The sequence below is a fragment of the Frigoribacterium sp. Leaf172 genome, from assembly GCF_001424285.1.
Lineage (GTDB): Bacteria > Actinomycetota > Actinomycetes > Actinomycetales > Microbacteriaceae > Frigoribacterium.
In genome coordinates, this window is the sequence record NZ_LMPB01000003.1 from 13706 (window position 1) to 27529 (window position 13824).

A 13824-nucleotide genomic window follows, 5' to 3' on the forward strand; every position below is an offset into this window, starting at 1 on the left:
CCCGCTACGTGCCGTTCGCACGGCGCAGGGGGATGAGCGGCTCGGCCCGCCATGCGCCCGTTCGCGGGGCGGAGGCGGATGAGCGCCTCGGCCCGCTACGCGCCGTTCGCGCGGCGCAGGCGGCTGAGCAGCTCCGGCCCGCGGGCGTCGAGCGACCGGCCACCGCGGTCGATGCCAACGAACAGCAGCACTGTGCCGAGCACGACGCCGACCGCGAGCGTCAGCCAGCCGAACAGCATGTCGCCGGTGACCAGCGCGATGATGGCGAGCACGATCTCGGGGATCGCCAGGGCGAACGCGATGATCCAGACCAGGTAGGTGATCAGGGCCGTCGTGAGGGTCGCGCCCTGCGGCGACTTGAACGGGCTCTCGCCGGCGGCGGGCACCGGCAGCAGGAACCTCGTCGACGCGACGCTCGAGACGCCGTACCCGGTCAGCATGATGCCGAGTCCGAGGCCGAGCAGCACGGGCACCAGGTCGAGCCGGTCGAGCACGATCAGCGGGACGACGGTGGCGAGCACGACCAGGGGCACGGAGAACAGCGACAGCGTCAGCACGCGACCGGCGCGGTCGGCGCGGCCCGAGACTCCGGTCGAGAGGTGCGCGGCGAAGGCCGTGCCGTCGTACGAGATCTCGGCGGTGAGCGTGATCATCAGCAGCGCGGCGATGGCGGGGCCGATCGCGTAGAGCATCCAGTCGCTGTCGGTCGTGATCGCGAGCACCACGGCCATCACGGGGATGAGCGGCACGGTGATCAGCGAGCCGCCGTAGCGCGGATCGCGCAGCCAGTAGACGGCGGCCCGGGCTGCGACCGCGCCGGTGGGCGTGGCCGGGAACCAGCGGAACGGTCCGAGGCCCTTGGCTGAGGACCCCGTGTCGGCGACGGGCGGGGCGAGGAGGGCCGAGGCCAGCCCGCGCCTCCAGAGCAGGAGGAGGAGCGCGAGGGTCGCGAGGGCGATCCCCGCCTTGGCGAGCGCCTCGAGACCTCGGCCGGCGGCGAGGTCGCCCGGGATCGACCACGCGGCGCCGAGCGGGGTGAACGACAGGGTGCGGGCGATCGTCGGCAGATCGGCGCTGAACGTCGCGAGCCCCTGCCCGGCGGCGATGAGGATCGGCCCGGCGAGGATGACGGGGATGAACACGAGCACGCCCATCAGCTCGCGGTAGCGGCGCTTCGAGCCGAGCGACGAGGTCAGCGACTCGACCGTGCGCGACGCGGCGACGCAGGTCAGCACGCCGACGACCGCGCAGAACGGCGCCGCGATGAGGGCGATCGGGTCGCGCAGCCAGCTCAGGGCCGTCGCGACACCGGCCAGGGCGGTCACGATCCCCGGGATTCCCAGCACCCCGCAGATCAGCAGAGCGACGAGGAGGCGCCCGGCCGGGATCGGGAACGACCGCAGCTTCTCGATGCTCAGGGTCTGGTCGATGCCGCGCAGCACGAGCGGGACGATCACCCAGCCGAGCACGAGCACCGAGCCGCCGAGCACCGCGGTCGTCCAGGCCACGCCCTCGGGCGCGAACGACAGGGCGACGAGGCCGGCGACGACGAACGCGAGGATGCCGAGGCCGTAGAGCGCCCCGATGATCGCCGCGACGAGCTGCCAGGTGCTGCGCGTGAACCCGTTCAGCATCACCCGCCAGCGGAGTCTCAGGAGGTGCGCAACCACGACGGCCCCTCGTTGTGACGTCGACCGCCGACCAGCTCGACGAACCGGTCTTCGAGCGTGGAACCGGCACGCACCTCGTCGGTCGTGCCCTCGGCCAGCACCCGGCCGTTCGCGACGACCGCGACGTGGTCGCACATGCGCTGCACGAGGTCCATCGAGTGGCTCGACACGATGACCGTGCCCCCGCCGTCGACGTAGCCGTGCAGGATGTCGCGGATGTTCGCGGCCGAGATCGGGTCGACGGACTCGAACGGCTCGTCGAGCACGAGGAGGCGCGGCGCGTGCACCAGGGCGCAGGCCAGCGCGACCTTCTTGGTCATGCCCGCCGAGTAGTCGACGACGAGCGTCCTGCCGGCCTCGCGCAGGTCGAGGAGGTCGAGCAGGTCGCCCACGCGCTGCGCGGTCGTCTCGCGATCCATGCCGTTGAGCAGCCCGTGGTACGTGACGAGCTGCTCGCCGGTGAGGCGGTCGAACAGCTTGATGCCGTCGCTCAGCACGCCGACCAGGGCCTTCGCGCGGGTCGGGTCGGACCACACGTCGTGGCCGAGCACCTCGATCGTGCCGGCGTCGGGACGCAGCAGACCCGTCGCCATCGACAGCGTCGTCGTCTTGCCGGCGCCGTTCGGCCCGACGAGCCCGTAGAACGAGCCGCGCGGCACGGTCAGCTCGACGCCGTCGACGGCGGCCTTCGCGCCGAACGACTTGCGGAGACCGGTGATGCGCAGGGCCGGCTCGGCCGGTGCGGTCTGCGCCGCGGATACCGCCGGTGCGGTCTGCGGGGCCTGCGCCGCCGGTGCGGCGGGTGCGGCGGGCGACGCCTCCGCGGCCGGTGCGGCGGGCGGGGCGGGCGGGGTCACGGGAGGAGGCGCGGCATCCGTCATGCGGTCAGCCTAAGGAGACCGACGGGGTCGCGACCACCGCCTCCCGGGGGAGATGCGGGGTGAAGACGACCCGCGCCTCCTCGGTGGGGAGGAGGCGCGGGTCGGCACGGTCGCGGGCGGCGGCTAGCTGAGCTGGTTGGCCTCGACCCAGGCGAGGTACTCGGGGCTGACCGTGCCGGTGACGTACTCGCCGGTGAAGCAGCTCATCTCGAGCTCGGTGACGTCGCTGCCCTCGATGATGGCCGCCTGCATGTCGGCCACCTCTTGGTAGATGAGGTGGTCGGCGCCGAGCTCGCGGGCGATCTCGGGGATCTTGCGGTCGTGGGCGACGAGCTCGTGACGGGTCGGCATGTTGATGCCGTACACGTGGGGGAACCGCACCGGGGGAGCGGCGGAGGTGAACGTGACCTCGTTGGCGCCGGCGGCCCGCGCCATCTCGACGATCTCGCGCGATGTCGTGCCGCGCACGATCGAGTCGTCGACGATGAGGATGTTCTTGCCCTTGAACTCGCTGGACATCGCGTTGAGCTTCTGGCGCACCGACCGCTTGCGCTCGGCCTGCCCCGGCATGATGAACGTGCGACCGACGTAGCGGTTCTTGTAGAAGCCCTCGCGGTACTCGATGCCGAGCTTCTGGGCGACCTGCATGGCGGCCGGCCGCGACGAGTCGGGGATCGGCATGACGACGTCGATGTCGCCCGTCGGCGCGTAGGTCGCGATCGTGTCGGCCAGGCGGTTGCCGAGGCGCAGACGCGCGTCGTAGACCGAGATGCCGTTCATGATCGAGTCGGGGCGCGCGAGGTAGACGTACTCGAACGAGCAGGGGATGAGGCGCGGGCTGGCGTGGCACTGCTTCGACACCATCTGGCCGTCGAGCGAGATGAAGACGGCCTCGCCGGGCGCGACGTCGCGGACGATCTCGTAACCGCCCGACTCGAGCACGAGGGACTCGGAGGCGGTGATCCACTCCTCGCGGACGCCGTCGGCGGCGAGACGGCGACCGAGCACGAGGGGCCGGATGCCGAACGGGTCGCGGAACGCCAGCAGACCGTGCCCGGCGATCATGGCGATCGCGGCATACGAGCCCTGCACCCGGTCGTGCACGCGGGTGACGGCGGCGAAGATCTGCTCGGGATCGAGGTCGCTGCCGTTGACCTGCTCCTGCAGCTCGTGGGCGAGCACGTTCACGAGCAGCTCGGTGTCGCTGTTCGTGTTGAGGTGGCGGCGGTCGACGTGGAACAGCTCGCTCGTGAGCTCGCGCGTGTTCGTCAGATTGCCGTTGTGGATGAGGACGATGCCGTACGGGGCGTTCACGTAGAACGGCTGCGCCTCTTGTTCGTTGCTCGCCGCGCCCTTGGTGGCGTAGCGCACGTGACCGAGGCCCATCGTGCCGAGCAGGGCTCGCATGTCGCGGGTGCGGAAGCCCTCGCGCACCTGACCCTTGGTCTTGTGGATGTGGAAGATGCCGCCCTCGGCGGTGGCGATCCCCGCGCTGTCCTGCCCGCGGTGCTGCAGCAGGAGGAGCGAATCGTAGACGAGTTGATTTGCTGGCTCGTGCGCGACGAGACCGACGATGCCGCACATGCGGATCTGGCTCCAGACCGTAGAGTTGGGGTTACCGCGTCAGTCTAGAGCGACACCGAATGGATGAACGAATGGCGACCTCAGCTGCCCCCTCGACCAGCGCCTCCTACGCCGCGGCAGGTGTCGACACGGCCGCCGGCGACCGCGCCGTCGAGCTGATGAAGGCCGCCGTGAGCGCCACTCACGGACCCGGCGTCGTGGGCGGCGTCGGCGGATTCGCCGGCATGTTCGACGTGTCGTTCCTGAAGTCGTACGACCGCCCGCTGCTCGCGACCTCGACCGACGGCGTCGGCACGAAGGTCGCCATCGCGCAGGCCCTCGACAAGCACGACACCATCGGGCAGGACCTCGTGGGCATGGTCGTCGACGACATCGTCGTGGTCGGCGCCCGCCCCATGATCATGACCGACTACATCGCCTGCGGCCGCGTCGTCCCCACCCGCATCGCCGCCATCGTCGAGGGCATCGCCCGCGCCTGCAGCGAGACGGGCACCGCCCTCGTCGGCGGCGAGACGGCCGAGCACCCGGGTCTGCTCGGCCCCGACGACTACGACGTCGCCGGCGCCGCGGTCGGCGCCGTCGAGGCCGACCGGCAGCTCGGGTCGCACCTGGTCGGCGACGGCGACGTCGTGCTGGCCCTCGCCTCGTCGGGTCTGCACTCGAACGGCTTCTCGCTGGTCCGGCACATCCTCGCGTCGCGCGACCTCGGCTACACCGACACCGTCGACGAGCTCTCGGGCACCCTCGGCGAGGCGCTGCTCGAGCCCACCCGGCTCTACACGTCGCCGCTGCTGCGCGTGCTCGACGACCCGGCGCTCGCCGGAGCCGTGCACTCGCTCAGCCACGTCACCGGCGGAGGCATCGCCGCGAACCTCGCCCGCGTGCTGCCGCGCGGCTCGTGGACCGAGGTCGACCGGTCGACCTGGTCGCCGGCGCCGGTGTTCCGCGTGCTGAGCGAGCTGGCCGGGTCGACGCTCGAGTCGAGCGAGGGCACCTGGAACCTCGGCATCGGCATGATCGCCGTCGTCTCGGCGGCGCAGGCGGCTCAGGTCGAGGCGACGCTGACGGCCGACGGCATCGAGACGTGGCGGGTCGGCACGGTCGCGACGGCGACCCGCGACCTGACGGGCTTCGAGCAGGGCGCCAAGGGAGTCGACGGAGGCGCGGTGCGTCTGGTCGGGGCCTACGCCGGCTGATCGCCCGGTCGCGTGATGCGACGACGCCCGCTCCGCTGTCGCGGGGCGGGCGTCATGCTGTGCTTGGAGTGACGCGCGGTGTCGGCGGCGTCGTGCTGCGTCACGCCTGGGGAGGCGCGTCGGTCACGAGGGACCTAGGAGGTGCGGCGTGCGCCGAGCACGCAGAACTCGTTGCCCTCGGGGTCGGCGAGCACGACCCACGACACGTCGGAGGTCTGGCCCACGTCGGAGCGGGTGGCGCCGAGCTCGAGCAGCCGGGTGACCTCGGCGTCTTGGTCGTCGGGCCGGAAGTCGAGGTGCAGGCGGTTCTTGAGGGTCTTGCCCTCGGGTACGCGCACGAAGAGCAGTCCCGGCAGGGAGTCGGGGCTGCTGCGGATCTCGGGTTCGTCGTCGCCGACGGGGGAGACCACGACCCAGCCGAGGGCTTCGGCCCACCAGTGCGCGAGGGTCGCGGGCTCGAGGGCGTCGACGACGACCTGCTCCCACTCGAGAGCGGGGCGGGTGCTCGCCGGATCACCCTGGCGACCCGAAGCCGTGGCGTCGGGTGTCGAGGAGTCGTCGACCGTCATGACAGAGGAGGCCTAAGCGGTCTTGTTCTGGTCGTGATCGGCGTCGTATTCGTCGTCGAAGTCGTCGGCCCACTTGTCGACGTAATCGTCGCCGGAGTCGCTCTTGGTAGCCAGCTCTTTTTCGAGTGCACCGTAGTTGGTGTCAGGGCTGAAGTACTTCAGCTCTCTGGCGACCTTGGTGTGCTTGGCTTTTTGACGGCCGCGCCCCATGCGTGACCCCCTCTGAATTCGGCCCGGAAGCGGTGTCGGACGAACCGGGTACAGCCGACTGATGACAGTTGCAAAACTGGACCGATCTTAGCATGTACCCCATGAGCCGACTGTGCGTCGGGCGGGGGTCATCGTGGGCCCGGTCGGGGTCTGTCACGATGGCAGGAGACACCGTCGGGTCAGCGAAGCTCACGACGCCCGACGAGAGGCGTGATCATGACCCCAGCGACACTGCGCGCTTCGTGGGCGAGCCGGACCATCGCGCTCGTCGCCCTGGTCTTCTACGGCCTCGGTGTCGCGCTCGTGGCCTTCTGGCCGTCGCCGGTCGACCAGGGCGCCCGCCCGCTGATCCTGCGCGGCCTGGCGCTGCTGCACCGTCGCGGCATCCCCGAGTCGTTCGACTACGCCGCCCTCGAGTTCGCGGCCAACATCGCCTTCTTCGTGCCGTTCGGTCTGATCGTCGTGCTGCTGGTCGGCGGCCGCCGGTGGTGGCTCGGCGTGCTGGTCGGCTTCTCGGGCAGCGTCGTCGTCGAGCTCGGGCAGCACTTCTTCCTGCCGTCGCGGTTCGCGACCGTCGACGACGTCATCGCGAACACCGCGGGCGCTCTGCTCGGGTCGATCGCCGGCGTGGTCGCCCTCTGGGCACGCCGCTCGAGCCGGATGGCGAGGAGGCGCGCGCGGCTCCAGCGCCGCCGGTCGCGCGAGCGGGTCGGAGCGTCGGGAGCAGGCTAGGCGGTCAGCGCTTCGCGGCGTGCGTTGCGACCGTCCAGTAGGCGGCGGTCGCCCGGTCAGGCGCGTATCGCATCAGCATCGAGTCGGTGTCTGGCGACGCCATCTCGGGTTCGGAGCCTTCCGCCAGACGGGCGAGGGTCTCGGCCAGCACTGCTGATGATGCGAGGACGACACCATGGCCGGTGTCCTGGACGATCTCGGCCGGGCCAGATCCCGCTAGGACGACCGGCAGTGCTCCGTGCGCCAGGGCCTCGACGATGGACCGGCCGAAGGCTTCCTGATGAGAAAGATTGACGATGACGTCGCACGAGCGCGCGTACTGCTCGATGTCGGGCACTCGGGCGAGGAGCCTGGACGCGTCGCCGAGGGCGGCGATCCTCTCAGCGCACTCCGCCTCGTATTGAGATCGCGACGACGGCGAGGTCCCCCCGACGACCGTCAGCTCGACGAGGCCCTTCGGCAGCGACTCAGCAGCCGAGATGAGATCGACGACACCCTTGTGAGGCGCGATCTGGCCGAACATCCCCACCCGAAGAGGTCGCGACGGGTCGCGGGGGCGCGCCGCCACAGGGTCGGCGGCGGCGGGGACCGGACGAGGAACGATGTGGACCCGGCCGCCGGTCGTCAGGCCGTAGCGCGTGAACACGTGCTGGGAGGGGGCGATGACGGCTGCGGAGGCAGCAGCCATGGCCCGAACGATCCGATTGACGACGCCGCCGCTGAAGTCGTCGTGGAGATCGAGCACGAAGGGCGTGCGTGACAGGCGCGCGCCCATCAGGAACTCGGGACACTGCCAGAGGCTGAAGCCCAGCACGACATCATGCTGGCGCGTGACCCGGCGAGCCCGGAGCGCGCCCTTGAGGAGGGACAGCGCCTCCTCGACCCGCTCTCGCGTGGTCGACGATCGGAAGCTTCCCGATCGCAGTGCGGGGTGGGAGGCGAATCCATACGTCTTGATCGTCACCCGCGCCGGCGGCTCGATGGCGAGAAGCGGCGAATTCGCTGCGACGAGCACGGTCGCCCTCCAGCTCGGGGGCAGCCCTTTGAGCAGTTCGATCAGCGAGGCCTCGGCACCCCAGCTGGACGCCGACTCGGTCACGACCAGAAGGGAGTGCTCGTGTCTGCTCGTCACGCCCACGTGATCCCGCCATCGGTGGAGACGACGACGACGTCCTGCACCTGAAGCCAGATGCTGTCCCGCGTTCCGGACACCAGCACGCGGCCGTCTTCCAAGGAATCCGAGTCCGTCTCGTAGCAGCCGAGGATCGCGGGGGCCTGATCTGACGGACCCAGGGTCGAGACGCGCACACCGGCACAGCCCTCCCGACCCGTCTGAGCGACCACGTAGTTCCCGACCCCGGTGGACGTAGCCACGGCGCCGCCGAGTGTCAGAGGGGCACCCCAGGTCGATCCACCATCGGTCGTCCGGCTCAGGGTGCGATCCGAGCACATCACGGCGGCATTCAGGTCATCAACGGCGATCACATCGACGACGTCCGAGCAGGGGGGCTCCAGGATCCCAGTGGGGCTGTTCAGCGTGCCATCCGTCGTGTCGCGGTACCAGACGCCGGTCAGCTCCTCCGGATAGCTGCCGAACCCCGTGCCGGAGGTGTAGGTCGCCGTGAAGTCGGGGTCGCAGGCGTCATTGAGCCCAACCATGTACGCGTACGTGTCCGACGTGGCGGCGAACTGCGTCACGGAGCGCAAAGTCGTGGTCACCGGGTTCGCCACCCAGCTGTCACCCGAGTCGTCGGATCTCTCGAGTGTCAGCGCCTCGTCGACCGAGCAGTCGCCCGCCGATACGCGATAGGCCGTCACGGAGTCCACGGCCGCCAGATAGGCGGCGGGGCTGGACAGCGGACCCAAGTCCGGTGCGGGTGCGGTGGTCTCGGTCGGCGAGGGGGAGGCCGAGGGAGCCGGAAGAGCGGAGGGTCTTCCGGCGTCACTGGTCGGGCCGGTGAGGGCGAGCCCCACGAGCGCGACGTCCACGACCAGGAAGGCGGCCAGGGCAGCGATCCAGACCTTGCGTCGACCGGCGGTCCCGCGACGACGACGCTTGTCGGCAGCCATCAGGAGACCTCAGCCGAGGTGATTGTCGCGGCCCTCTTCAGAGCGGCGACGACTACGTCCGCTGCCGGGACGAGCTGCCGCGCCGACTCGTCGAACACGTCGTCGCTCTGGCGGTAGGGATCGACGACATCCTCGTCGTAGGGGTCGACAGGTGCGGCGACCGCGCCTCGACGCGATGCGACGACGCCGACGAGTTCACGCAGGCGACCCGGTACGTCGTCCGTCGGCAGGAGGGCGATGTCCGCGAGGTCGCGGTCGGTGAGGTCGGTCGCGAGCCGAGCGAATTCGCGGAGCGTGAAGGTATAGCGGGAGGCTCGCGGGTGCATCTGCACGATGGCTCGCCGGTGCTCCCGCGCGAGACCGAAGACGAGATCCGCATCGGCGACGTGCGATTCGACGAGGAATCGGGCACCGTGCGAGTCGGGGTCTGCTCCCCAGGTCCTCGCCATGGTGATCGCTTGCGCAGGCATCCTGTCACCATCACGAGCCATCGTGCCGGAGCTGCTCACCGTGAGACGTGGCAGCTCATCGAGCTGTGCTCGCAGATATTGCTCGGCGAACGGTGATCGGCAGATGTTGCCCGTGCACACGGTCAGAATGCCGAAGTCTCCGCTGGGTCGATCGAAGAGACCCTCGAGAGAGAAGGACATCGTCTATCGGGTCCGAACGTCTGGCTTCGATGATTCGTCGGGCACCGGGGTGTCGACGTTCACGCTGTCCTGATCCATGCCGTAGTACGAGCCGTAATTCCCGTAGCCGTACGCATCAGGGCCCTTGGTGGGGAGCATCGTCATGACGATGCCCATCACCTTTCCGCCGATGTGCTCGAGCGTGCGCAGCGCCGACTCGAGCTCCTGCCGGGTGGTGCGGCCCGCAGCGGCGACGACGATCGCCCCGCCGGTGAGCTTCGACAGGATGGCGGCGTCGGTCACGGGAAGGAGCGGCGGAGCATCGATCAGGACATAGTCGAAGGACTGACTGAGCGACGCGAGCAGAGAGACCATGGCCTTGGACCCGAGCAATTCACTCGGGTTCGGGGGGATGCGGCCTGCGGGGAGGACGAACAGCGTGCCTCGGCCCCAGGGCTGGAGCACATCCTTCAGGTCTGCGCGACCGATGAGGACGTCGGTCAGCCCGACGGCACCCTCGAGGCCCATGGTGTCGGCCAGGCGCGGAAGACGGAGATCGCCGTCGATGACGGCCACCGTCGCACCGCTCTCGGCCAGCGCGACGGCGAGGTTCGAGGTCGTCGTCGTCTTGCCCTCACCGGGCAGGGACGACGTCATGACGAAACAGCGGTTCGACGACTCGAGGTTCACGAACTGGAGGTTCGTGCGCAGAGATCGGAACGACTCAGCCCGCGGGTTGCGCGGATCGACGCTGACGATGAGGGGGCGCTTCTTGGCATCGGGATCGAAGCTGATGCCACCCAGAATGGGCGCCTCGGTGACGATCTCGATGTCGTGGCTTCCGTGGATGCGCGTGTCGAGGGTCGCACGGAGGACGGCGACGCCGATGCCCAGCGCGAACCCGACGAGCAGCCCGAGCGCGAGGTTGAGCGTGGTCCGGGGACTCGACGGGGCGGTGGCCGCGATGGCCGGCTCGATCGTGGCGATCTTCACGAGGCTGGGGCCAGCGCCGTTCGGCGACTCGAGGTCGTCCTGGACGACGGTCGCGAAGCTCGTGCCCACGGCGTTCGCGATGTCGGCCGCCCTGACGGCCGACGCGTCCTCAGCGGTGATGTTGATGAGAACGGTGTTGACGGGCGACTCCGCAGTCACGACGGCGGCCAGTTCGGTGGCGGTCAGATCCAGTCCGAGGTCGTCGATGACGGGCTGCAGGACGCTCGTGCTGGTGACGACGTCGACATAGGACCGCACCTTCTGCTGAGCGGCGCTGCTGCCCTGGACCAGGTCGCTCGCGCTCGAGGCGTCCGAGGTCTGAACACTGACGAACAGCTGCGTCGAAGCCACGTACTTGGGAGTAGCGAGAATGGAGACCAGCGCCCCTGTCGCGACCCCGATCAGCACGAGTGTCAAGATGAGGAGCCATCCCTTACGGAGGATCCTGATGTAGTCACGCAGCTCCACGTGGCAGTCCTGTTCTCTCGGTCAGCAGGTACGCCCGACCGGGCCCCCGTACGATTCCACGCCTCCCGCAGTGCCTCTAAATGATCATCGGCACTCGTTAACAGGACGTGGGTCGACCTCAATAGTTGCACATGGCCCACAGTGACACGGCCGGCGCGGGGCCACGCGGGCTCCCGGGAGGCCCCGTCGAAACCCGTGTGACGGGGGCGGCACGGTAGGCAATCGGCTCTTCATCACGCATGATTGAGGCTCAATACCGGTCGATTACACGACGAGTGACGTGGCCGGCGAACGAGGGGCTCCCACAGTGAAGAAGCGCGATCGCGACGTCAGAGAACCGGAGTCGGGCACCCTCGCTCGGCGAGCGCTGCTCGGCACGGCAGCCGCTGGGGCCGTGGCGGCCGTCGCGACGAGCCGACCGCAGGCGGCGGAGGCGGCGGAGGCGGCGACGACGGTCTCGGTCGCCGAGCTGCCCGAAGGCGCGCGCACCCGAGCCATCGTCACGACAGAGGCGGAGAAGACGAAGCAGTTCGGGACGTACGCGCAGAGCGAGATGGTCGTGAACGTGCGCGACCTCTACCTCGCCTCCGACGGAACGGTGGCGTTCCCGGGAACGACGAGCGCCGTGCCGAACTACACGCGCGCAATGGCGCGCGCTCTGGCCGTTGCGGGAGCCACGGGGTCACTGGCCACCATCGGCTTCCCCTCGGGGTCCTTCGTCATGGAGCCTTTCGTCGTCAATCGTCCGATCCGCATCGTGAGCTTCGGCTCGGACACGTCGAATCACGGAACGGCGACGGTCGGACCGCCCGCCAGCACGGCGGCGAATGCGGCGAAGGTCTACGGCGGGACTCAGATCTGGCGTGCCGGTTCGTCGACGGCGCCTCTCATGACCGTCAACGCCGCGGGAGTCTCCATCGAAGGCATATCCTTCAACGGATCCGGTCGCGCCGGCGGTGGCATCCTCGTCAAGTACGGCTTCGAACTCCGCATGTTCCAGGTGCGGGTCATCAACGCGCTGGGAGTGGGGCTGCAGATCGACCGGGCCAACAACGCCCTCTTCCACCACGTCATGATCGATCGCTGCGGAGTGGCGGGGCAGTCGTCGTCAGTCGTGATCAACTCCGCGGACCTGGAGGGGGAGAGCGCTCCTTACGCCCGGACGAACACCCTCGACATCATGGGGCTCACGATCGAGCAGAACCGTCATACGGCTCTGGAGATCGGTGTCGACGCGTCCAGGAACGTGGCGGCGAGGGATCAGGCGCCTGAATACCTGCGAATCACGGATCTGCACATCGAATCGGCGTCGGCATCAAGCGAGAAGGAGTTCCTGCCCAATGTGCCCGTCGTGGCCATCGGCGTCGTGACCTCGCTCACCTTCGTCGATCCCTTCATCTACGGCGGGCCCGCGCCGCTGATACGACAGGAGGAGCCGACGACCCGCCCGAACCGGAGCGAGGGCGTGACGGTCATCGGAGGCACGCTGCGAGGTCAGTACCCGGCCGACGGCGTCTCCAAGACTCTCGTCGAACTCGTCCGCGGCAACTACTTCAAGATGCTCGGCGTGCGGCTGCTCCAGTACGGGCCGAACGACAGCCCCGTCGTCATCCAGCAGGGCTTCCGCGACAGCGCCCTCGTCGACTCGACCACCGAACTCCCGACCCGGCTCGGCGTCCCTCCGATCGCGGATCGTCGGGGCGTCCTGGTCTCCCCTTCGTTGCAGAGCATCCACGGCAAGCTGCGAGCGATGGATCACATCATCGCCGCGCAGCCGTCGGGTGTGGTGGTCCGACCGGCAGGTGCGAACGTCACGGACCGGATCGCTGTCAACGGAGCGAACGACTCCCGCGGCAAGATCATCTTCGTGACTTCCGGGTCTCCGGCCGCTGGGATGCAACTGAAGATCTGGTTGTCCCGGCGGTACACGACGGGGCTGCCGGTCGCCATCATGGCCGCGACGGACGAGCGCAGTGCAGCAGCCAGGCCATACCTGATCGTGCGCGACGATGCCTCGTCGACCTGGATCGAGGTCTATTTCGCGCTGGCGCCTCCGGCCAACGCGACGATGGGGATCAACTACATCGTCATGGGCTAGAGGCGGAGCCGGTCTCAGCTCGGCAGCGGCCCCTGCTCGCGTGCTGGCCGACCGAATGCCTTGGTGTTCGCGGCGACGTCCGTGAGGACCAGGCTGCCGGCGCCGATCACCGCCCCGGGCCCGATGGTCACACCCGGAAGGATGGTCGTGTCCGCGCCGATCCAGGCGCCGTCTCCGATGGTTACCGGTGCGGTCGACAGGGTGCCCGCCCGTCGCTCCGCTGGACCCATGACGTGGGAGCCGGTGATCACGATGACCCGAGGCCCGATGTCGACCTTCGCTCCGATCGTGATGGGAGCGCTGTTGTCGAAGTAGCACTGTTCATTGATGAACGCGCCCTTCCCGATCGAGATACGGGGGCCCCCGAAGAACGTTCCTGCGCGGATGGCAGAGGGCTCGGCCTTCAGCCCGAAGACTCGCACGAGGCGCCACCGGTGAGAGATGGGGACGATGCGCGAGCCCGCTATCGAATTGATGCCGATGTCGCGGACGATTCTCGAAAGACCCATGCGGGGATACTAGGGCCGCACATCATCTGAGGGGCGTCGTCGGAGGGTGCGATGTCGAGTCGGCCCGGAGTCGGCGCGGCTTCTCGATAGAATTTGATACCGAGCGCTCCTGCGCTCCATAACACTCGATGTCGAAAGACGCAGAACGTGCTGTAGCGGCGGCGGTGCCACATCGTTGTCTGGGGGATATCCATGACCATTTTTGCTCTAACGAG

Annotated in this window: 13 protein-coding genes; 3 read left to right on the forward strand and 10 right to left on the reverse strand. The window is 69.1% G+C overall.

What is annotated here, in order from left to right; translation table 11 throughout:
- Positions 1 to 95 precede the first annotated feature (95 nt).
- From ASF89_RS11685 to purF, 3 genes are all read right to left on the reverse strand, one after another.
- A complete protein-coding gene (locus tag ASF89_RS11685) occupies positions 96 to 1670 on the reverse strand; it encodes a transporter (RefSeq protein ID WP_156463390.1) in 1575 nt (524 codons plus the stop codon).
- Complete coding sequence (locus ASF89_RS11690; protein ID WP_082489979.1) at positions 1652 to 2551, reverse strand: ABC transporter ATP-binding protein; 900 nt, start codon at positions 2549 to 2551, stop codon at positions 1652 to 1654. The genes ASF89_RS11685 and ASF89_RS11690 overlap by 19 nt, the downstream gene beginning before the upstream one ends.
- Positions 2552 to 2674: 123 nt before the next feature.
- Positions 2675 to 4135 (reverse strand): amidophosphoribosyltransferase, encoded by a 1461-nt coding sequence (gene purF, locus ASF89_RS11695; protein ID WP_055795025.1) that lies wholly within the window; start codon positions 4133 to 4135, stop codon positions 2675 to 2677.
- A 71-nt stretch (positions 4136 to 4206) separates the two neighbouring features.
- Between purF and purM the strand changes: the two genes are divergently transcribed.
- Positions 4207 to 5331, forward strand: coding sequence for a phosphoribosylformylglycinamidine cyclo-ligase (gene purM / locus ASF89_RS11700; protein ID WP_055814989.1), 1125 nt, complete (start codon positions 4207 to 4209; stop codon positions 5329 to 5331).
- A gap of 134 nt (positions 5332 to 5465) precedes the next feature.
- Here the strand turns inward: purM and ASF89_RS11705 are convergent, their stop codons facing one another.
- Positions 5466 to 5900 (reverse strand): VOC family protein, encoded by a 435-nt coding sequence (locus tag ASF89_RS11705; RefSeq protein ID WP_162240697.1) that lies wholly within the window; start codon positions 5898 to 5900, stop codon positions 5466 to 5468.
- Positions 5901 to 5912: 12 nt separating this feature from the next.
- On the reverse strand, positions 5913 to 6110 hold the full coding sequence (locus ASF89_RS11710) for a DUF3073 domain-containing protein (RefSeq protein WP_055795034.1): 198 nt from the start codon (positions 6108 to 6110) through the stop codon (positions 5913 to 5915).
- A gap of 216 nt (positions 6111 to 6326) precedes the next feature.
- On the opposite strand from ASF89_RS11710, the gene ASF89_RS11715 reads away from it, so the two are divergent.
- Positions 6327 to 6842, forward strand: a complete 516-nt coding sequence (locus tag ASF89_RS11715; protein ID WP_156463391.1) for a VanZ family protein — start codon at positions 6327 to 6329, stop codon at positions 6840 to 6842.
- A 4-nt stretch (positions 6843 to 6846) separates the two neighbouring features.
- On the opposite strand, the gene ASF89_RS11720 is transcribed toward ASF89_RS11715, so the two are convergent.
- From ASF89_RS11720 to ASF89_RS11735, 4 genes are all read right to left on the reverse strand, one after another.
- A complete protein-coding gene (locus ASF89_RS11720) occupies positions 6847 to 7974 on the reverse strand; it encodes a glycosyltransferase family 4 protein (RefSeq protein WP_156463392.1) in 1128 nt (375 codons plus the stop codon).
- Positions 7971 to 8669, reverse strand: coding sequence for a hypothetical protein (locus ASF89_RS11725; protein ID WP_156463393.1), 699 nt, complete (start codon positions 8667 to 8669; stop codon positions 7971 to 7973). The genes ASF89_RS11720 and ASF89_RS11725 overlap by 4 nt, the downstream gene beginning before the upstream one ends.
- 242 nt (positions 8670 to 8911) lie before the next feature.
- Positions 8912 to 9562 (reverse strand): low molecular weight phosphatase family protein, encoded by a 651-nt coding sequence (locus ASF89_RS11730; RefSeq protein ID WP_055815003.1) that lies wholly within the window; start codon positions 9560 to 9562, stop codon positions 8912 to 8914.
- A 3-nt stretch (positions 9563 to 9565) separates the two neighbouring features.
- The gene (locus ASF89_RS11735; RefSeq protein WP_055815007.1) at positions 9566 to 11002 is read right to left on the reverse strand and encodes a polysaccharide biosynthesis tyrosine autokinase; all 1437 of its coding nucleotides are present in this window, start codon (positions 11000 to 11002) and stop codon (positions 9566 to 9568) included.
- 307 nt (positions 11003 to 11309) lie between these two features.
- Between ASF89_RS11735 and ASF89_RS11740 the strand changes: the two genes are divergently transcribed.
- Positions 11310 to 13100: a hypothetical protein gene (locus tag ASF89_RS11740; protein WP_055815010.1), complete on the forward strand. Its 1791-nt coding sequence runs from the start codon at positions 11310 to 11312 to the stop codon at positions 13098 to 13100.
- A 14-nt stretch (positions 13101 to 13114) separates the two neighbouring features.
- Here ASF89_RS11740 and ASF89_RS16240 read toward each other — a convergent pair whose 3' ends face one another.
- The gene (locus ASF89_RS16240; protein WP_055815014.1) at positions 13115 to 13609 is read right to left on the reverse strand and encodes a DapH/DapD/GlmU-related protein; all 495 of its coding nucleotides are present in this window, start codon (positions 13607 to 13609) and stop codon (positions 13115 to 13117) included.
- Between the last annotated feature and the right edge of the window lie 215 nt (positions 13610 to 13824).